Source organism: Streptomyces sp. NPDC020422 (genome assembly GCF_044386705.1).
In the GTDB taxonomy this organism is placed as follows: Bacteria; Actinomycetota; Actinomycetes; order Streptomycetales; family Streptomycetaceae; genus Streptomyces.
The window spans coordinates 306,008-324,055 of sequence record NZ_JBIRVJ010000010.1; the positions used below are offsets into that span (position 1 = coordinate 306,008).

Sequence of the window (18,048 nt, forward strand, 5' to 3'; positions counted from 1 at the left end):
CCCCACGCCCTCCCCCGTTCACCGAAAGATCCTCCCCGAGCACTAGGGAGTTTCTTTTGCTTCCCTATTACTCTTGAGGGGACGCCGCGCAGTGCGGCCATGGAGGAGTGAGATGAGGAGCAGCAACCCGGTCTTCTCGCGACGGGGGTTCAGCCGCGACAACGGCTACGCCGGCTTCAACGCGCAGCAGCCGCAGGCCGGGGGCCCCGCCGTCGGAACCAACCCCTACGCGACGAACCCGTACGCGACCAACCCGTACGCCCCGCAGGACACCGCGCTCGGTGCCCCGCAGCAGGTGCGCGGCAACGTGATGACGATCGACGACGTGGTGAGCCGCACGGCCATCACGCTCGGTACGGTCGTGCTCACCGCCGTGCTGTCCTGGCTGCTGCTGCCGGTCGACCCGGCGAACCTGGGCAAGTCCTACGGCATCGGCGTCGGCGCCGCCCTGGTGGCGCTGGTCCTGTCGCTCGTGCAGTCGTTCAAGCGCAAGCCCGTTCCGGCGCTGATCCTGGGCTACGCGGCCTTCGAGGGCGTCTTCCTCGGTGTGATCTCCGCCGCCGTCTCGACCTACATCGCGGACGGCGTCGTCATCCAGGCCGTGCTCGGCACGATGGCGGTCTTCGCCGGCGTGCTGATCGCGTACAAGATGCGCTGGATCCGCGTCACCCGCCGTTTCTACGGCTTCGTGATGGCCGCCGCGATGGGCTTCATGCTGCTCATGGTGGTCAACCTGCTGTTCGCCGTCTTCGGCGGCGGTGACGGCCTGGGCTTCCGCAGCGGCGGCCTCGGCATCCTGTTCGGCGTCATCGGCATCGTCCTCGGCGCCTGCTTCCTCGCCCTCGACTTCAAGCAGGTCGAGGACGGCATCACCTACGGCGCTCCGCGCGAGGAGTCCTGGCTGGCGGCCTTCGGCCTCACCATGACCCTGGTGTGGATCTACCTGGAGGCGCTGCGTCTGCTGTCGATCCTCCAGGGCGACGACTGACGCCTCACCGCGTGAGGGAAGGGCCCGCCCGGCAGCCGCCGGGCGGGCCCTTCCGCGTTCCGGGGGCCTAGTCGACGTAGGCGTCCAGGAGCACCCGGGCGGCGTCCTTGGCCTGGGCGGCCGGCTCCGAGGTGCCGTTGATGCCGGCGACGGCCATGGCGCCGTTGGCCAGCAGGGCGAGCTGGTCGGCGAGGGCGGGCGGGGCGTTCATGGCGTCGGTCTGCTCGGCGAAGTAGTCCCGCAGGGCCTGCTTGTGGCCCCGGGCGATGTCGGCGATGTCGGGGGAGATGCCGCCCATCTCGCCGAAGGTGTTGATGAAGGCGCAGCCCCGGAACCCGGGGTCCGCGAACCAGTCGCCGAGGTAGTCGAAGACCGCGAGGCTGCGCCCGTACGGAGTGGTGGCATGGGTCGCGCCGTGGGCGGCGATCGCCTCGCGGACGGCGCCGTCGCGGCGCTTGAGGACCGCCCAGACCAGATGGTCCTTGGAGGGGAAGAGCTGGTAGAGGCGCTTGAGCGAGACGCCTGACGCGCTGCGGATGGCGTCCATGCCGACGGCCTGGACCCCCCGCTCGTCGAACAGGGTCTCGGCCGTCTCCAGGAGCTTCAGCTCGGCGGTCTCCGCGTCCATCCCGATCACTCCTCGGCTATCCGCTTGCGTTGAGAACCATCGTTCTCCTACTCTACAGGTCATCGGGAGAACGATCGTTCTCCCGCTCGGAACCCGAGAAGGGGACAGCCATGTCCGTATTCGCGCTGCGCGGCCGCACCGAGAACATCGACGGCCTGGAGGTCTTCTACCGGGAGGCGGGCGACCCGGACCGCCCCACCCTCGTGCTGCTGCACGGCTTCCCGGCCAGCTCGCACATGTACCGCGGACTGATGGCCGAGCTCGCCGACGCCTACCACCTGATCGCGCCCGACCACATCGGCTTCGGCGCCTCCGCGGCGCCGGCCGTGACCGAGTTCGACTACGGCTTCGAGAAGCTCACCGAGATCACCCTGAAGCTCCTCGACCGCCTCGGCGTCGACCGCTTCGCCCTCTACGTCCAGGACTACGGCGCCCCCATCGGGCTGCGCATCGCCTCCCGCCACCCCGAGCGGATCACCGCGATCGTCACCCAGAGCGGCAACGCCTACATGGAGGGCTTCACGCCCTTCTGGGACGTGCTGTTCGCGCACGCCGAGGACCGCGCGACCCACGAGCCCGCCGTACGCGAGCTGCTCACCGCGGAGGCCACCCGCTGGCAGTACACCCACGGCGTCCCGGCCGACCGGCTCGACCGCGTCGGGCCCGAGACCTGGACCCTGGACCAGGCAGGCCTCGACCGGCCCGGCAACAAGGAGATCCAGCTCCAGCTCTTCTGGGACTACCAGTTCAACCTGGACGGCTACCCGGCCTTCCAGGAGTACTTCCGCACCCACCGTCCGCCGCTGCTCGCCGCCTGGGGCCGCGGCGACGAGATCTTCGGCCCGGCCGGGGCCGAGGCCTTCGCCCGCGACCTGCCGGACGCGGAGATCCACCTCCTGGACGCCGGGCACTTCGCCCTGGAGACGCACGGCGAGGAGATCGCGGAGCTGGTCCGCGACTTCCTCGACCGGCGGGTGAAGGGGTGAGCGACGGCGGTCCGCCGCCCGGGCCGAACCGCCGCCCGGGCCCTGGGCCGTGTCCGGCCTAGAGCATGCGGCGGGCCGCCCGGCGCAGGTCGTACTCGTGGATGATCGCCTTGGCGTGGCCGTACGCCAGGTCGTGCGCCCCGCGCAGCCAGCTGACCTTGTCCTCGAAGCGGAGGAGCGAGGGGCCCTCCTCGACGGTCTTCAGCCAGTCGGAGATCTCGCGGCCCGTGCAGTGCGGGATGCGGGCGAGGAGGTTGCGGTGGGTCTCTTCGGAGAAGGTGTGGGACATCGGCGCCTCCGGACGCGTTGTGCCTTTTGCTCCTTCACGTCACCGTGCCCGAGTGTTCGCTCGTTGGCAATGGTGCCCGGGCGGCGCATAGGGTCGTGCCGTGCGCGATACGAGTGAACTGACCACCGCGGCAGAGCGGTTCGCCGACCGGCTGCGGTCCGCCCCGCAGAGCCGCCTCCAGCGCGGCGCCGCGGCCGAAGGGCTGGCACTGGCGAGGGAGTTGGCGAACCGGGCGCAGCGCGCCGAGTTCCCCGGCCGGGAGCCGGTGAGCATGCCGGACGCCGGGGTGTTCGTGGTCGCGGACCAGTTGACGGTCGCCGCCGCGGATCTGGCCGAAACACTGCGGACGGCCCCGGCCGGCGCCCCCGAGGGGGACCTGGACGAGGCCGTGAGGCTGGTACGGGAGGCGGAGGCCCGATCCGGCCTCTGACTTCTGCTGCTACAGGCTCGCGATCACGCGGTCGGCCAGGATGTACACGTTGTCCTCCGCCGCGTCGCCGCAGGAGAAGGTCAGGGCGTAGGCGCCGGAGATGCCCGAGCCGCCGAGCAGGACCGGGGTGTGGCCGGAGCGCAGGGCCTCGGCGAGGCGCTCGGCGGTCTCCCGGTGGCCGGGGGTCATACAGAGCGTGGTGCCGTCGGCGAAGACGTACACGTCCAGCGTGCCCAGCGGGCCGGGGCGGACGTCGGTCAGCGCCGTGGCGGTGTCCGCCAGCTCCTCCAGGCGGGCCACCGTGCGCTCGTGGTCGGTGACCACGGGGGTCTGGACCGGCACGAAGTCGGGGTGCGAGGGGTGACGGCGGCGGGCCGCGGCCAGCTCGGGGGAGTCCTCCGGGTACTCGGAGGCCCCGGCCGGCTCCGGGAACTCGTCGAAGGCGTCGAAGGTGTCGAACGCGTCCAGCGGGTCGGGACCGTCGAGCGCGGCGGCCTCCGCCTCCATCGCCTCCAGGGCCATCGCCTCCAGGCCCACGAAGTCGGCCTGGCGCGGCACGAAGTAGGGGCCCTCCTCGGCCGGGCCGCCCGCTCCGCCGAGCAGCGACGGGGCGTCGGCGGCGTCCCTGGCCTCCTGCGCGGCCCAGAAGGCCCGCGCCTCCGCCAGCTCGCGCTCGCGCTCCTCGGCCAGCGCCTCGGCGACCGCGGCCCGTATCTCGGCGGCGGGCGTCTGGCGGGCGTGCGGGACGGACAGGCCGTTCGCCGCGGCGAGTTCGCCACGCAGCGCGATGACCTGCTTACGGAGGGCGTGGGCGGAGTGCAGGGCGGCGACGCCCACGGCGGTGGCAGCAGCCGTGGTCACCAGCAGGGCAAGAGACAGTGCGCTCACTGACGTACTCCCGATTCCGAGTCGATCCCCCCGACTTCCTACATCAGCTTGTCGTGGGGTGGCGCTCCCTGTCAGTGCATTACGTCACGAATTGGACAGGTATTTATGCCAGGTGTTTAGTCCCGAAACGGCCGTGACCTGGGAAAACGACTCTCCCCCGGGACGTAGGTCACATCCTGGGGGAGATTCGGTCACGGCTTGGACGCGGGGCGGTTAGGAGAGTCGCTCTCCGCTTTCGGCCGCACGGGGCTTCGCCTCCGCCGCGGGCGGCGGCCGCCCCCGTTCCCCGGGCGGCCCCATCCTCCGCTGCGGCTCAGCTCAGGCGCTCGATGACCATGGCCATGCCCTGGCCACCGCCCACGCACATGGTCTCCAGGCCGAACTGCTTGTCGTGGAACTGGAGGCTGTTGATCAGCGTGCCGGTGATGCGGGCGCCGGTCATGCCGAACGGGTGGCCGACGGCGATGGCGCCGCCGTTGACGTTGACCTTGTCCAGATCGAAGCCCAGGTCCCGGTAGGACGGGATCACCTGGGCGGCGAACGCCTCGTTGATCTCGACCAGGTCGATGTCGGACGTGGTCAGGCCGGCCCGCTGCAGCGCCTGCTTCGACGCCTCGACCGGGCCGAGGCCCATGATCTCGGGGGAGAGGCCGGAGACGCCGGTGGAGACGATCCGGGCCAGCGGGGTCAGACCCAGCTCGCGCGCCTTGGTGTCGGACATGATCACGAGCGCGGCGGCGCCGTCGTTCAGCGGGCAGCAGTTGCCGGCGGTGACCAGGCCGTCGGGGCGGAACACCGGCTTGAGGCCGGAGACGCCCTCCAGGGTCACGCCGGCGCGCGGGCCGTCGTCCTGCGAGACGACGGTGCCGTCCGGCAGGGTCACCGGGGTGATCTCGCGGGCCCAGAAGCCGTTCTTGATGGCCTGCTCGGCGAGGTTCTGCGAGCGCACGCCGAACTCGTCCATCTCCTGGCGGGTGACGCCCTTCCAGCGGGCCAGGTTCTCGGCGGTCTGGCCCATGGCGATGTACGCGTCCGGGACGAGGCCGTCCTCGCGCGGGTCGTGCCAGGTGGAGCCCTCGGAGGCGGCGACCGCGGCGGTGCGGGCCTCGGCCTCGGCGAAGAACGGGTTGTGGGTGTCCGGCCACGAGTCCGAGTTGCCCTTGGCGAAGCTCGACACCATCTCGACGCCCGCCGAGATGAAGACGTCGCCCTCGCCCGCCTTGATCGCGTGCAGCGCCATGCGCGAGGTCTGCAGCGAGGAGGAGCAGTAGCGGGTGATCGTGCAGCCCGGGAGGTGGTCCATCCCCATCTGCACGGCCACGATCCGGCCGAGGTTGTTGCCCTGCTCGCCGCCGGGCAGACCGCAGCCGAGCATCAGGTCGTCGATGTCGCGCGGGTCCAGCTCGGGGACCTTGGCGAGGGCGGCCTGGATGATCGTGGCGGTGAGGTCGTCGGGTCGCAGGTCCTTGAGGGAGCCCTTGAAGGCCCGGCCGATCGGGGAACGGGCGGTCGAGACGATCACGGCTTCGGGCATCACGGCTCCAGGAGGGTGCTGGGTGGGCGGACTGAAAGGGAAGTTACCCGTACGTACCGCACGGGGTCACCGGCCGCGGCATGTGATGCGGACCTCTTTTCTAAGCGTACGCTCAGGAGGTCCCCCGGCGGCTCAGTCCTGCCGTACGGTCGCGCTCCGCGAGCCCGGACCGTCCTCCTCCCCCTCCGCCACGGGCTCCGCCGCGGGCGCGCCCGGCACCGGGAGCCGCCGGCGCCTGCGGTGCTTCAGCAGGGCCCAGGGGGCGCGGGCGCCGGTGACCTCCGTACCGGCCTCCTTCGCCGCCTCCGCGGCCGCCTTGGCCACCGGCAGCATGTTCTCGCGCCGGTCGGTGTCGATCCGGTCCGCCTCCGGCCACATCGCGAGCGCCGCGCAGACCGTCGGCAGCAGCGCCATCGCCGCCGTCGCGTACCCCTCCGCCGAGGGATGGAAGTTGTCCACCCCGAACATCTCGCGCGGGTTCGCGGCGAACTCGGGCCCGAGCAGGTCGCCCAGCGACACCGTCCGCCCGCCCTGCTCCACCACCACGATCGTCTGCGCCGCCGCGAGCTGCCGCGAGGCCCGCCGGGCCAGCCAGCGCAGCGGCTGGTAGACCGGCTCGATCGTGCCCAGGTCCGGGCAGGTGCCGACCACCACCTCCGCGCCGGCGGTCCGCAGCCGGCGCACCGCGGACGCCAGACAGCGCACCGACTGGGTCGCCGGCATCCGGTGCGTGACGTCATTCGCGCCGATCATGATCACGCACACGTCCGGTGCCCCGGCCGGGGCGGCGAGCAGCAGCGACACCTGCCGCTCCAGGTCGTCCGAGCGCGCCCCGGGCAGCGCCACGTTCCTCAGGTCCACCGGGCGCTCCGCCACCGCCGCGAGCCCGGAGGCCAGCAGCGCCCCCGGCGTCTGGCCCGTGCGCCGCACGCCCTGGCCCGCCGCCGTGGAATCACCCAGAAGGGCCAGCCGCAGCGGCTCCTCGCCGCCGTACGCGCGCCCGTAGCGCCCGTCCGCGCCCGGCGGCAGCGGAGCGACCCCGCCCCCCACCGACCTCTTGGCCAGCTGCACCTCGGCCAGGAGGACCCCGACGGCGGCCACACCGAGCAGTCCGATGCTCCCGCCGCCGTACGCCGCACCCGCCGCGATCCGCCGTGCCACCCTCGCCCTGGACATCGGGGCCGTCACCTCCTTCACGCCACGTCGTGGTTACTCCTGCCCCGTAAGCGCCACCGCCTACGCATCCCACGCAATACGCTGGCAGCACCATTACGGAGACCCCGGAGATTACGGTGCAATACCACGACTCGATGATCAGCCTCGTCGGCAACACCCCGCTGGTGAAGCTCAACAGCGTCACTGCGGGAATCAAGGCCACCGTGCTGGCCAAGGTCGAGTACTTCAACCCGGGCGGATCGGTCAAGGACCGCATCGCCCTGCGCATGATCGAGGCGGCCGAGGAGAGCGGTGCGCTCAAGCCCGGCGGCACCATCGTCGAGCCCACGTCCGGCAACACCGGCGTCGGCCTGGCGATCGTGGCCCAGCAGAAGGGCTACAAGTGCATCTTCGTCTGCCCCGACAAGGTGTCCACGGACAAGATCAACGTCCTGCGCGCGTACGGCGCCGAGGTCGTCGTCTGCCCGACCGCCGTCGACCCCGAGCACCCCGACTCGTACTACAACGTGTCGGACCGCCTCGTGCGCGAGACGCCGGGCGCCTGGAAGCCCGACCAGTACTCGAACCCGAACAACCCGCGCTCGCACTACGAGACGACGGGCCCCGAGCTCTGGGAGCAGACGGACGGCAGGATCACCCACTTCGTCGCGGGCGTCGGCACCGGCGGCACGATCTCCGGCACCGGCAAGTACCTGAAGGAGGCCAGCGGCGGCAAGGTCACGATCGTCGGCGCCGACCCCGAGGGCTCGGTCTACTCCGGCGGCTCGGGCCGCCCGTACCTGGTCGAGGGCGTGGGCGAGGACTTCTGGCCGACCGCCTACGACGCCTCGGTCACCGACCGGATCGTCGCGGTCTCCGACAAGGACTCCTTCCAGATGACCCGCCGCCTCGCCAAGGAGGAGGGCCTGCTCGTGGGCGGCTCCTGCGGCATGGCGGTCGTCGCCGCCCTGGAGGTCGCGCGCGAGCTCGGCCCCGACGACGTCGTGGTCGTGCTGCTGCCGGACTCCGGCCGCGGCTACCTGTCCAAGATCTTCAACGACGAGTGGATGGCCGACTACGGCTTCCTGGAGGACACCAGCTCCGCCACCGTCGCCGACGTGCTGCGCCACAAGTCGCACGGCCTGCCCTCGCTCGTCCACATGCACCCGGACGAGACCGTCGGCCAGGCCATCGAGGTGCTGCGCGAGTACGGCGTCTCCCAGATGCCGATCGTCAAGCCCGGCGCCGGCCACCCCGACGTCATGGCCGCCGAGGTCGTCGGCTCGGTGGTCGAGCGCGAGCTCCTGAGCGCCCTCTTCACGCAGAAGGCCGCCCTGGAGGACCCGCTGGAGCACCACATGTGCGCCCCGCTGCCGCAGGTCGGCTCGGGCGAGCCGGTCGCCGACCTGATGTCCGTCCTCGGCGACGCGGACGCGGCCATCGTGCTGGTCGAGGGCAAGCCGACCGACGTGGTCAGCCGCCAGGACCTGCTGGCCTTCCTCGCCGCCAACGGGGGCACCCGCCAGCACTGAGCGGCACCGGGCGCCGCTTCCGGGCCGTACCGGGCGGGTGACCGCGGGTACGTTCGCGCAACTGGTACGAGCGCGTCACGTACCCGCAGCACCCGCTTAACACGCCTCCGGCAGATTGGACTTGTCGGCGTCACGGACCTCCGGAGCGGCTCCCGGACCTCCACCGACGCCGCGGACGCGGACCGGCCCTGACCCGGGCCCGTGTCCCTCGCGGGGACCGCCGTCGTCCCGCCCCCCGGCAACGGGGGTGCGGCGGTCCCCGCGCAAGCCTCCCCTTGCCCTGCTGCATATCCTCATACAGAGTTCTGGATGAGTGAATAAGCGGAAGGGGGACGGCATGAGCGACAGCCCGGCCGGACGGCTGCAGGCGCTCTTCGAAGGGCAACGGCTGACACCGACACAGCGACGGATCGCGCACTGCATGGTCCGCCGCGCCGCCGACGTGCCCTTCCTCTCCAGCGTCGAGCTGGCCGAGCTCGCCGGCGTCAGCCAGCCCTCCGTCACCCGCTTCGCCGTCGCCCTCGGCTTCGACGGCTACCCGGCGCTGCGCCGGCACCTGCGCGAGAGCGCGCCCGAGGCGCCCGAGAAGGCGCCCGGGCCCACCGGGCACAACGAGTACCAGCAGGCCGTCCTCGCCGAGATCGAGAACCTGCGGCACCTCGCCGGGCTGCTCGCCGATCCCGCGCCCGTCGAGCGGGCCGGCCGGCTGCTCGCCGGCTCCCGCCCGCTGCCCGTGCTCGGCCTGCGGGCCGCCTCCTCGCAGGCCCGCGGCTTCGCCTACTTCGCCGCCAAGGTGCACCCGGACGTCCGGCTGCTCGACGAGGGCGGCTCCATGCTCACCGACCGCATCGACGCGGCCGTACGGGCCGGGGCCACGGCGCTGCTCTGCTTCGCGCTGCCCCGGCACCCGCGCGAGGTCGTCGAGGCGCTGGAGTACGCGCGCTCGGCCGGGCTCACCGTGGTGACCGTCGCCGAGTCCGCGTTCGCGCCCGTCGCCGCCCACAGCGACCTGCTCATCCCGGCCGCCGTCGGCACCGGTCTCGCCTTCGACACCGCCTGCGCGCCGATGCTGCTCGGCCGGGTGCTCCTGGAGGCGATGGCGGACGAACTGCCGGACGCGCAGGCCCGCCTGGAGGAGTTCGACACCAAGGCGGCCGCGCGCGGGCTCTTCGTGGAGTAGGGCTCCGGCGCGTGGGGGCCGGGGTCTCAGACCTCCAGCTCCTCCTCGATGCGCTTCAGCTGGTGCCGGGCCATCGCCAGGTTGGCCCGGTTCTTGTCGAGTGCCAGGTAGAGGAACAGGCCGTTCGAGCCCCGGGACTTGAGCAGCCGGATCAGGTGGTACTGGGTGTTGAGGGTGATCAGGATGTCCTCGATCCCCTCCTGCAGGCCCAGCATCTCCATCGTCCGGACCTTGGCGCGGACCACGTCGGTGTTGCCCGCCGCGGCCATGTTCAGGTCGAGCTCCTTGCCGCCGCCGATGGTGCCGAGCGCCATGCCGCTCGTGTAGTCGACGAGGGCGGCGCCGATGGCGCCTTCGATCTGCGCGGCTTCCTTGAGGGCTGTCTCGGTGTTCGCCATGGCTGTCGTACTTCCTTCGTGAGAGGGGATGTGCGAGGGGATGTGCCGTTTCAGTTCAGGTCTCTGCGCTCCAGTGCGCCGTCCACGAGCTCCCCTATCCGGGCGCTCGACCGGCGGGCCTCCAGATGCAGCCGGCCCACGTTGATCCGCGGCTCGGCGAGCAGGGTCAGGACGGCCGAGCCGCCCGCCGCGTACGTCGCCACATAGCCGTGCTCGCCCCGGACCAGCAGCTCGCGGAAGGCGCCCTGCCCGGTGGTGTCCGTCAGCCGCTGCCCGACTCCGAGCGCCGCGGCCGTCAGCGCGGCCACGCTCTCCGCCTCGCCGTCGACGGTGTCCTGGGCCAGGACCAGGCCGTCCGCGCTGGCGGCGAGGGCTCCGGTCAGCTGCGGCAGGCGGGCCCGCAGCCGTCTCAGCTCGCCGAGGACCTCGGCTTCTGCGGTCATCAGTTGTCTCCTCTCGGCGCGCAGGCGCAGGGCACGCCTCATCACAGTGCTGCCTCCAGGGCGTCGCGGAGCCGGCGGAGCAGGGCGATGTCCGGGTCGGTGGCGACCTCGCCGACCCAGGCGGGCACGGCGGGTGGGGCGGGCGGCGGCGCTTCGCTCGGGGTCGACACGAGCCCGGCCGCCGCGAGCCGCCGTACGTCGAGCAGGGTGTGGAAGGCGGGCCGGCCGAGCAGCCGCGCGATCTCCGCCGGGGTCCGGACCCCGTCCGCCGCCGCCAGCAGCGCCCGCTGCCGGGCGCCCACCGGCTGCCCGGGGGCGGCCGGGCGGGGCACCACGGGGGCGGTGTCGACGGCCGGATAGGGCCAGACGCTGTCGAGCAGCTCGCGGCGGCGCACGGTCTCCCGCTCGACCGCCTCGGCGGCGACCGGCCGCACCGAGCCGAACCAGTGCCCCACCCCGTACCGGAAGCGGCTCGGGCCGCTGGTGGGGGCGAGGGCGAAGAAGGCCGCGTCGAAGACGGCGCCCAGGTGGCAGATCTCCAGCTCGCCGCCGTGCAGCCGGCCGCTGTCGACCAGGAAGCGCCCGACCGCGCGCAGCGCCCCGGCCCGGTCCACGGCCTCGTCCCAGCCCGCGCGGGGCAGCCGCCCGCCCGCGGTGAGCAGGACGTCGAGTCCGGGCGCGGAGGGGCTCTCGGCGTGCACGACCCGGCCGTCGACGAGGTAGAGCGTGCCGTGGTCGCGCAGCAGGGCGCCGGTCGCCTTCTCGGCGGCGAGGCGGGTGAGCATGGGGGAGACGGTCATCCGAGGACCAGCCTCTCCGCGAGGTCGCCGAGCCGGATCCGCGCGAGGGCGAGGTTCCCGGCGTCCCGGTCGAGCCAGAGGTGCAGGAAGACGCTGCTGTCGAAGGCCGTCTCGACGAAGCGGAGCAGGTGGTAGCCGGTGCGGGTGGTGAGGATCAGATCCTCCACGGGCGCGGCCCCGACCGCCTCGGCCCCGGCGGCGGGCGACTCGAACTCGGCCGCGGCACGGGCCAGTTCGGCGGTCTCGGCGGCCGTCGTCTCATGGTCGCCGACCGGGGACTCGCCCGCCGCGCCGAGCGCCAGGCCACTGGTCCAGTCGACCAGCCACGCGCCGCGCGCCCCCGGCAGGCCCATGGCCTCCAGTAGGCACTCGTCGATTCCGGGCACGCGAGATCCCCTCCCGATGCGGCGTGCGGGCGTACGGCAGTAACGGTGACGCTACTCAACGTCGCGGCGCGGGGCAGGGGTTTGGCATTTTCCAGAGGAATTTGTCACCGGCGGGTGCGGGACTGTCCGGTCAGCCGCGGCTCTCGACCGCCGTGGCGATCTCCGCCAGGTCCTTGGCGAGCGCCCGGGCCACCGCCCGCGCGCCGAAGCGGCCGGCCAGGCGGGCGAGCAGACCCGGGGCGCGGTCGTGCGCGGGGCGGGCGGTGAAGGTCATGCGCAGGGTGGTCGCCCCGGCCGAGACCGCCGGGCCCTCGGGGAGCAGGGCCATCTCGCACACGTAGTGCATGCCGTGCGAGTCGGCCACCGTGACATAGCGCTCGGGCGGCTCGCAGGCCGTCACGGTCATCTCCTCCGTGGCCGACCGGCCCATCATCCGCCGGGTCTCGCGCCAGCGGGTGCCCACCGCGAATCCGCCCTCGGTGAGCACCTCGACCTTCTCGACGCCGCTGAGCACCCGGGGCAGGTCCGGCAGGTCGGTGATGGACTCCCAGACCCGGCCCGGGGAGGCGGCGACCCGGCGTTCGACGACGACGGAGGTGGTTCCTGTCATGGCTTCATGGGACCACCGTCCGCCGTCTCCCGCAGGAGCGCGTCGGGCCGGTCGCCGCCCGACTCCGCCACGATCTCGTCGAGGGTCTGGGCCCGGCGTACGGTCGTGAAGGCGATGCCGCCGTCCTCCGTCGGGGTGAATCCGTGGACGGCGGGCCGGGGCAGGCTGTTGTACGCGTAGTGGTGGGCGAAGTAGTACGCCCCGGTGTCCGGCACGGCCACCACGTCGTCCGGCCGCAGCAGGGGCAGCAGCCGGCCGGTGGCCAGCAGGTCCCCGGCGAAGCAGGCGGGCCCCGCCACGTCCTGGACGGTCTCCTCGCCGGTGCGGGGGCGGCCCTCGGCGTCGTACGCGAGGACGCGCAGCGGCCAGGACTCCGGCGCGTACACGGTGCGGGTGGCGAGCTGGACCCCGGCGTGGGTGACGGCGATCGGGCGCCCGCCGGAGACCTTGGTGTACTCGACGCGGGCGAGCACCGTGCCGTGTTTGGCGAGCAGCGAGCGCCCGAACTCGGTGACCAGGGCGTAGCGCCCGTCGAACAGGCCGGGGACGGTCGCGGCGAGCAGCCGGGCGTACTCGGCGTAGGTGGGGGTCTCCTCGTCGGAGGCGAAGTTCACCGGCAGTCCGCCGCCGATGTCGAGGGTGTCGATCTGCTGCCGCCCGGCCTTGGTGTTGATCTCCTCGGCCAGGGCGTACGCGGCGCCGACCCCTTCGGCCATCAGGGCGAGCGGGATGCCCTGGGAGCCGGTGTGGGTGTGCAGCCGGGTCAGCCAGGGGCGGTCGAGGTAGGCCTGCACGACCGCCTCGCGGGCGCCCTCGTCGCGCAGCGCCACGCCGAACTTGGAGGTGGCGGTGGCGGTGGAGAGCGCGCCGATGGTGCCGGCCCCGATCTGCGGGTTGACCCGCAGGCCGAGCGGCGAGGCGGTGGGCGCGGAGGCGACCAGCGCGTCGAGCCGGGCCAGCTCCTGGAGGTTGTCGGCGTTGACGGCGATGCCCAGCGCGAGGGCCTGGCGCAGTTCGGCCGGGGTCTTGGCGGGGGAGTCGAGGACGGTACGGGCCGGGGGCACCCCGGCGGCACGGGCCAGCGCCAGCTCGCCGGGGCTGGCGACCTCGACGCCGAGCCCCGCGTCGTACAGCAGGCGCAGGACGGGCACCAGCGGGGCGGCCTTGACGGCGAAGGCGTGCAGCACGGGGGCGTCGGTGACGGCGGCGAAAGCACTGGTCAGGGCCTGGGCGGAGGCGCGGACGCCGGCGGTGTCGAGGAGCGCGACGACGGGTTCGGAGGGGGTGAGGAGGCCTTGTCCGACGGCGGCGCGGACGGCGAGGTCGCGGCGGTTCGGTCCGGGGGAGGGGACCGGGGTGGAAGCCAGGGAGGAAGCCATCCGCCCATCCCACCACCGGGCGGGGTGGCCCCGCAGCTGTTGACTAAGTCTATTCAGCCGGTCAGGATGTGAATATCTGAACCACATTCGAGGAGGCATCGCCATGTCAGGACCCCGCCCCGTACGGGCCCCGCGCGGTACGGAACTGAGCGCCCTGGGATGGCAGCAGGAAGCCGCCCTCCGGATGCTCCAGAACAACCTCGACCCCGAGGTCGCCGAGCACCCCGACAAGCTCGTCGTCTACGGCGGCACCGGCAAGGCGGCCCGCGACTGGCGCTCCTTCGACGCCATGGTGCGCACCCTGCGCACCCTCAAGCAGGACGAGACCATGCTGGTCCAGTCCGGCCGCCCGGTCGGCGTCATGCAGACCCACGAGTGGGCCCCCCGCGTCCTCATCGCCAACTCCAACCTGGTCGGCGACTGGGCCAACTGGGAGGAGTTCCGGCGCCTGGAGCAGCTCGGCCTCACCATGTACGGCCAGATGACCGCAGGCTCCTGGATCTACATCGGCACCCAGGGCATCCTCCAGGGCACCTACGAGACCTTCGCCGCCGTCGCCGCGAAGAAGTTCAACGGCACCCTGGCCGGCACCATCACCCTCACCGCCGGCCTCGGCGGCATGGGCGGCGCCCAGCCGCTGGCCGTCACCATGAACGACGGCGTCGCCATCTGCATCGACGTCGACCCGCGCGCCATCGAGCGCCGCATCGAGCACCGCTACCTGGACGTCAGGGCCGACAACCTGGCCCACGCCCTCCAGCTGGCGACCGAGGCCCGCGACGCCCGCCGCCCGCTCTCCATCGGCCTCCTCGGCAACGCCGCGGAGCTGGTGCCGCAGATGCTCGCCGAGGGCGCCCCCATCGACATCGTGACCGACCAGACCTCGGCCCACGACCCGCTGTCCTACCTGCCGGTCGGCGTGGCCTTCGAGGACATGGCCGACGCCGCCGCCAAGGACCCGGCCGGCTTCACCCGGCGCGCCCGCGAGTCGATGGCCAAGCACGTCGAGGCCATGGTCGGCTTCATGGACGCCGGCGCCGAGGTCTTCGACTACGGCAACTCCATCCGCGGCGAGGCCCAGCTGGCCGGCTACGACCGCGCCTTCGCCTTCCCCGGCTTCGTCCCCGCCTACATCCGCCCGCTCTTCTGCGAGGGCAAGGGACCGTTCCGCTGGGCCGCCCTGTCCGGCGAGGCCTCGGACATCCACAAGACCGACAAGGCGATCCTCGACCTCTTCCCGGAGAACGAGTCCCTCGCCCGCTGGATCAAGATGGCCGGCGAGCGCGTCCACTTCCAGGGCCTGCCCGCCCGCATCTGCTGGCTCGGCCAGGGCGAGCGCGACAAGGCCGGCGACATGTTCAACGACATGGTCGCCGACGGCACCCTCGCCGCCCCGCTCGCGATCGGCCGCGACCACCTCGACTGCGGCTCGGTGGCCTCCCCGTACCGCGAGACCGAGGCCATGCTCGACGGCTCCGACGCCATCGCCGACTGGCCGCTCCTCAACGCCATGGTGAACGTCGCCTCCGGCGCCTCCTGGGTCTCCCTCCACCACGGCGGCGGCGTCGGCATGGGCCGCTCCATCCACGCCGGTCAGGTCACCGTCGCCGACGGCACCGCCCTCGCGGGCGAGAAGATCCGCCGCGTGCTCACCAACGACCCCGGCATGGGCGTGATCCGCCACGTCGACGCCGGCTACGACATCGCCGAGCGGGTCGCCGACGAGAAGGGCGTCCGCGTCCCGATGCGCGAGGGTGACTCCGCGTGACCTCGTCATCCGACGCCGCCGAGGCGCCCCGGGGCACCGCCCCGGGCGCCCCGGCGGCGGGCGCGGGGGAGTGGACCTCCCCCTCCTTCCACGCCATGTGGCGCAGCCTCGCCCCCCTCGGCCGCGACGCCTCCTCCGGCGGCTACCGCCGCTACGCCTGGACCGGCGCCGACGCCGACTGCCGGCTCTGGTTCCGGATGCAGGCCGAGGCCCGCCGCCTCGACGTCGAGACCGACCGCAACGGCAACCAGTGGGCCTGGCTCGGCGACCCGAACGCCGGTGACGCCGTCGTCACCGGCTCCCACCTGGACTCCGTCCCGGACGGCGGCGCCTTCGACGGCCCCCTCGGCGTCGTGTCCTCCTTCGCCGCGCTCGACGAACTGCGCGCCCGCGGCGTCCGGTTCAGGCGCCCGCTCGCCATCGTCAACTTCGGCGACGAGGAGGGCGCCCGCTTCGGACTCGCCTGCGTCGGCTCCCGCCTCACCTCCGGACAGCTGACCAAGGAGAAGGCGTACGAGCTGCGCGACGCCGACGGCATCAGCCTCCCGCAGGCGATGGAGGCCGCCGGCTACGACCCCGCGGCCATCGGCCCCGACCCCGAGCGCCTGGCGCGCATCGGCGCCTTCGTCGAGCTCCACGTCGAACAGGGCCGCGCCCTCGACCTGTCCGGCGATCCCGTCGGCATCGCCTCCGCGATCTGGCCGCACGGCCGCTGGCGCTACGACTTCGCCGGCGAGGCCAACCACGCCGGCACCACCCGGCTCGTCGACCGCCGCGACCCGATGCTCACCTACGCGGAGACGGTCCTCGCCGCCCGCCGCGAGGCCGAACTCGCGGGCGCCGTCGCCACCTTCGGCAAGATCGCCGTGGAGCCCAACGGCGTCAACGCCATCCCGTCGCTGGTCCGCGGCTGGCTCGACGCGCGCGCCGCCGACCAGGACGCCCTGGACGCGGTCATCGCCGGCGTCGAGACGGCGGCACGGGAACACGCCGAGCGCGCGGGCATCGACCTCACGGTCGTCCGGGAGTCCTTCACCCCGGTCGTGGACTTCGACCACGCCCTGCGCGACGAACTCGGCCGCATCCTGTCCGAGCGGACCGGCGACAAGATCCCGGTCCTGGGCACGGGTGCGGGACACGACGCCGGAATCCTCTCCGCGTCGATCCCGACCGCCATGCTGTTCGTACGCAACCCCACGGGCGTCTCGCACTCCCCGGCCGAGTTCGCGGCCGAGGACGACTGCGTGGCGGGCGTCCGCGCCCTCGCCGACGTACTGGAGGACCTGGCGTGCAGGTGACCTACTGGCTGGAGCACGCCTGGCTCGGCACCCACGTCGAGCCGGGCGTGGCGCTGGAGGTGTCGGACGGCCGCGTCACGGCGGTCCGGACGGGCACGGAAGCGCCGCCCCCGGGCGCCGTGGTCCTCCGCGGCCTGACGATCCCGGGCCTGGCGAACGCCCACTCGCACGCCTTCCACCGCGCCCTGCGCGGCACGGTCCAGGTGGGCAGCGGCACCTTCTGGACCTGGCGCGAGGTGATGTACGCGGTCGCCCAGCGCCTGACGCCGGAGACGTACTTCACGCTGGCCCGGGCGGTGTACGCGGAGATGGCGCTGGCCGGCATCACGTCCGTCGGCGAGTTCCACTACCTGCACCACGCGCCCGGCGGCACCCCGTACGCCGACCCCAACGCGATGGGCGAGGCCCTGATCGCCGCGGCCGGCGAGGCGGGCATCCGCATCACGCTCCTCGACACGGCCTACCTCTCCGCCGGCTTCGGCGCCGCCCCCGAACCGCACCAGCTGCGCTTCACCGACGGCACGGCCGACGCGTGGGCGGAACGCGTGTCGGCGCTGAAGGAGCGCGAGGGCGTCCGCATCGGCGCGGCGATCCACTCGGTACGCGCGGTGCCGGCGACCCAGCTCTCCACCGTCGCCGGCTGGGCCCAGGACCGCCAGGCCCCCCTGCACGTCCACCTCTCCGAGCAGACGGCGGAGAACGACGCCTGCCAGGCGGCGCACGGCATGACGCCGACGCAGCTCCTGGCGGAGCACGGCGTCCTCGGCGCGCGCACGACGGGCGTCCACAACACCCATATGACGGACGGGGACATCGCCCTGATCGGCGGCTCGTCCACCGGCACCTGCATGTGCCCGACCACGGAACGCGACCTGGCCGACGGCATCGGCCCGGCGGTCGCCCTCCAGCGCGCGGGCTCCCCGCTGTCCCTGGGCAGCGACAGCCACGCCGTCGTCGACCTCCTGGAGGAGGCGCGGGCCATGGAACTGAACGAGCGCCTGCGCACCCGCACCCGCGGCCACTGGACGGCGGCGGCCCTGCTCCGCGCGGCCACGGCCGACGGCCACGCGGCCCTCGGGTGGGCGGACGCGGGCACCCTGGAGCCGGGCGCCCTGGCCGACTTCACGACGCTGTCCCTGGACTCGGTCCGCACGGCCGGCCCGGCCCCGCGCCTGGCGGCCGAGACGGCGGTCTTCGCGGCGACGGCGACGGACGTCCACCACGTCGTGGTGGGCGGCCGGGTGGTCGTACGCGACGGAGCACACGTCTCGGTGCCGGACACGGGCAGGGCGCTGGCGGACGCGATCAAGACCCTCAGAGACTGAACCGGCCCCCGGCCACCGGCCCGTACCCGCC

At 73.1% G+C, this 18,048-nt stretch carries 19 protein-coding genes; 8 read left to right on the forward strand and 11 right to left on the reverse strand.

Translation table 11 applies throughout. The features are described 5' to 3' along the window. Positions 1–112: 112 nt before the first annotated feature. Positions 113–988 (forward strand): Bax inhibitor-1/YccA family protein, encoded by an 876-nt coding sequence (locus ACH414_RS27600; RefSeq protein WP_382542128.1) that lies wholly within the window; start codon positions 113–115, stop codon positions 986–988. 67 nt (positions 989–1,055) lie between these two features. On the opposite strand, the gene ACH414_RS27605 is transcribed toward ACH414_RS27600, so the two are convergent. Continuing rightward, on the reverse strand, positions 1,056–1,616 hold the full coding sequence (locus ACH414_RS27605) for a TetR/AcrR family transcriptional regulator (RefSeq protein ID WP_382542131.1): 561 nt from the start codon (positions 1,614–1,616) through the stop codon (positions 1,056–1,058). Positions 1,617–1,726: 110 nt separating this feature from the next. Here ACH414_RS27605 and ACH414_RS27610 point away from each other — a divergent pair, with 110 nt between their 5' ends. Then, positions 1,727–2,602: an alpha/beta fold hydrolase gene (locus ACH414_RS27610; protein ID WP_398943768.1), complete on the forward strand. Its 876-nt coding sequence runs from the start codon at positions 1,727–1,729 to the stop codon at positions 2,600–2,602. 58 nt (positions 2,603–2,660) lie between these two features. On the opposite strand, the gene ACH414_RS27615 is transcribed toward ACH414_RS27610, so the two are convergent. Beyond that, the gene (locus ACH414_RS27615) at positions 2,661–2,891 is read right to left on the reverse strand and encodes a DUF4287 domain-containing protein (RefSeq protein WP_382542136.1); all 231 of its coding nucleotides are present in this window, start codon (positions 2,889–2,891) and stop codon (positions 2,661–2,663) included. Between the two features lie 100 nt (positions 2,892–2,991). Between ACH414_RS27615 and ACH414_RS27620 the strand changes: the two genes are divergently transcribed. Further along, entirely contained in the window at positions 2,992–3,321 is a 330-nt protein-coding gene (locus tag ACH414_RS27620; RefSeq protein ID WP_398943770.1) for a hypothetical protein, read from the forward strand. A 9-nt stretch (positions 3,322–3,330) separates the two neighbouring features. Here ACH414_RS27620 and ACH414_RS27625 read toward each other — a convergent pair whose 3' ends face one another. The 3 genes from ACH414_RS27625 to ACH414_RS27635 all read right to left on the reverse strand — a co-directional run bounded on the left by ACH414_RS27625 (position 3,331) and on the right by ACH414_RS27635 (position 6,919). Then, positions 3,331–4,209, reverse strand: a complete 879-nt coding sequence (locus ACH414_RS27625; protein WP_382542142.1) for a hypothetical protein — start codon at positions 4,207–4,209, stop codon at positions 3,331–3,333. Between the two features lie 313 nt (positions 4,210–4,522). Next, positions 4,523–5,743, reverse strand: coding sequence for an acetyl-CoA C-acetyltransferase (locus tag ACH414_RS27630; protein WP_382542144.1), 1,221 nt, complete (start codon positions 5,741–5,743; stop codon positions 4,523–4,525). Positions 5,744–5,875: 132 nt separating this feature from the next. Beyond that, positions 5,876–6,919 (reverse strand): SGNH/GDSL hydrolase family protein, encoded by a 1,044-nt coding sequence (locus tag ACH414_RS27635; protein WP_382542147.1) that lies wholly within the window; start codon positions 6,917–6,919, stop codon positions 5,876–5,878. Positions 6,920–7,035: 116 nt separating this feature from the next. On the opposite strand from ACH414_RS27635, the gene ACH414_RS27640 reads away from it, so the two are divergent. Next, entirely contained in the window at positions 7,036–8,430 is a 1,395-nt protein-coding gene (locus ACH414_RS27640) for a cystathionine beta-synthase (RefSeq protein WP_382542149.1), read from the forward strand. Between the two features lie 337 nt (positions 8,431–8,767). Further along, positions 8,768–9,610 (forward strand): MurR/RpiR family transcriptional regulator, encoded by an 843-nt coding sequence (locus ACH414_RS27645; RefSeq protein WP_382542152.1) that lies wholly within the window; start codon positions 8,768–8,770, stop codon positions 9,608–9,610. 26 nt (positions 9,611–9,636) lie between these two features. Here the strand turns inward: ACH414_RS27645 and ACH414_RS27650 are convergent, their stop codons facing one another. The 6 genes from ACH414_RS27650 to ACH414_RS27675 form a co-directional block, all read right to left on the reverse strand. After that, the gene (locus tag ACH414_RS27650; protein ID WP_382542155.1) at positions 9,637–10,008 is read right to left on the reverse strand and encodes a hypothetical protein; all 372 of its coding nucleotides are present in this window, start codon (positions 10,006–10,008) and stop codon (positions 9,637–9,639) included. 50 nt (positions 10,009–10,058) lie between these two features. After that, complete coding sequence (locus tag ACH414_RS27655; RefSeq protein ID WP_382542157.1) at positions 10,059–10,493, reverse strand: roadblock/LC7 domain-containing protein; 435 nt, start codon at positions 10,491–10,493, stop codon at positions 10,059–10,061. Continuing rightward, positions 10,493–11,251, reverse strand: a complete 759-nt coding sequence (locus tag ACH414_RS27660) for a transcriptional regulator (protein WP_382542160.1) — start codon at positions 11,249–11,251, stop codon at positions 10,493–10,495. The genes ACH414_RS27655 and ACH414_RS27660 overlap by 1 nt, the downstream gene beginning before the upstream one ends. Next, a complete protein-coding gene (locus tag ACH414_RS27665; protein WP_382542163.1) occupies positions 11,248–11,637 on the reverse strand; it encodes a hypothetical protein in 390 nt (129 codons plus the stop codon). The genes ACH414_RS27660 and ACH414_RS27665 overlap by 4 nt, the downstream gene beginning before the upstream one ends. A 130-nt stretch (positions 11,638–11,767) precedes the next feature. Further along, the gene (locus ACH414_RS27670; protein ID WP_382542166.1) at positions 11,768–12,247 is read right to left on the reverse strand and encodes an SRPBCC family protein; all 480 of its coding nucleotides are present in this window, start codon (positions 12,245–12,247) and stop codon (positions 11,768–11,770) included. Beyond that, on the reverse strand, positions 12,244–13,626 hold the full coding sequence (locus ACH414_RS27675) for a diaminopimelate decarboxylase (RefSeq protein WP_382542169.1): 1,383 nt from the start codon (positions 13,624–13,626) through the stop codon (positions 12,244–12,246). The genes ACH414_RS27670 and ACH414_RS27675 overlap by 4 nt, the downstream gene beginning before the upstream one ends. Positions 13,627–13,729: 103 nt before the next feature. Between ACH414_RS27675 and hutU the strand changes: the two genes are divergently transcribed. The 3 genes from hutU (at position 13,730) to ACH414_RS27690 (ending at position 18,017) form a co-directional block, all read left to right on the forward strand. Continuing rightward, on the forward strand, positions 13,730–15,394 hold the full coding sequence (gene hutU / locus ACH414_RS27680; RefSeq protein WP_398943776.1) for a urocanate hydratase: 1,665 nt from the start codon (positions 13,730–13,732) through the stop codon (positions 15,392–15,394). Between the two features lie 95 nt (positions 15,395–15,489). Then, a complete protein-coding gene (locus tag ACH414_RS27685; RefSeq protein ID WP_386566317.1) occupies positions 15,490–16,692 on the forward strand; it encodes an allantoate amidohydrolase in 1,203 nt (400 codons plus the stop codon). Then, entirely contained in the window at positions 16,683–18,017 is a 1,335-nt protein-coding gene (locus tag ACH414_RS27690) for a formimidoylglutamate deiminase (RefSeq protein WP_391769891.1), read from the forward strand. Before ACH414_RS27685 ends, ACH414_RS27690 begins: the two co-directional genes overlap by 10 nt. The last annotated feature ends 31 nt before the right edge of the window (positions 18,018–18,048 follow it).

Coding starts and splice junctions, on each gene's coding strand:
- ACH414_RS27600 (WP_382542128.1), top strand. CDS start 113: ATGAGGAGCAGCAACCCGGTCTTCTCGCGACGGGGGTTCAGCCGCGAC.
- ACH414_RS27605 (WP_382542131.1), bottom strand. CDS start 1,616: ATGGACGCGGAGACCGCCGAGCTGAAGCTCCTGGAGACGGCCGAGACC.
- ACH414_RS27610 (WP_398943768.1), top strand. CDS start 1,727: ATGTCCGTATTCGCGCTGCGCGGCCGCACCGAGAACATCGACGGCCTG.
- ACH414_RS27615 (WP_382542136.1), bottom strand. CDS start 2,891: ATGTCCCACACCTTCTCCGAAGAGACCCACCGCAACCTCCTCGCCCGC.
- ACH414_RS27630 (WP_382542144.1), bottom strand. CDS start 5,743: ATGCCCGAAGCCGTGATCGTCTCGACCGCCCGTTCCCCGATCGGCCGG.
- ACH414_RS27635 (WP_382542147.1), bottom strand. CDS start 6,919: ATGTCCAGGGCGAGGGTGGCACGGCGGATCGCGGCGGGTGCGGCGTAC.
- ACH414_RS27645 (WP_382542152.1), top strand. CDS start 8,768: ATGAGCGACAGCCCGGCCGGACGGCTGCAGGCGCTCTTCGAAGGGCAA.
- ACH414_RS27650 (WP_382542155.1), bottom strand. CDS start 10,008: ATGGCGAACACCGAGACAGCCCTCAAGGAAGCCGCGCAGATCGAAGGC.
- ACH414_RS27655 (WP_382542157.1), bottom strand. CDS start 10,493: ATGAGGCGTGCCCTGCGCCTGCGCGCCGAGAGGAGACAACTGATGACC.
- ACH414_RS27660 (WP_382542160.1), bottom strand. CDS start 11,251: ATGACCGTCTCCCCCATGCTCACCCGCCTCGCCGCCGAGAAGGCGACC.
- ACH414_RS27670 (WP_382542166.1), bottom strand. CDS start 12,247: ATGACAGGAACCACCTCCGTCGTCGTCGAACGCCGGGTCGCCGCCTCC.
- ACH414_RS27675 (WP_382542169.1), bottom strand. CDS start 13,626: ATGGCTTCCTCCCTGGCTTCCACCCCGGTCCCCTCCCCCGGACCGAAC.
- hutU (WP_398943776.1), top strand. CDS start 13,730: ATGTCAGGACCCCGCCCCGTACGGGCCCCGCGCGGTACGGAACTGAGC.
- ACH414_RS27685 (WP_386566317.1), top strand. CDS start 15,490: ATGTGGCGCAGCCTCGCCCCCCTCGGCCGCGACGCCTCCTCCGGCGGC.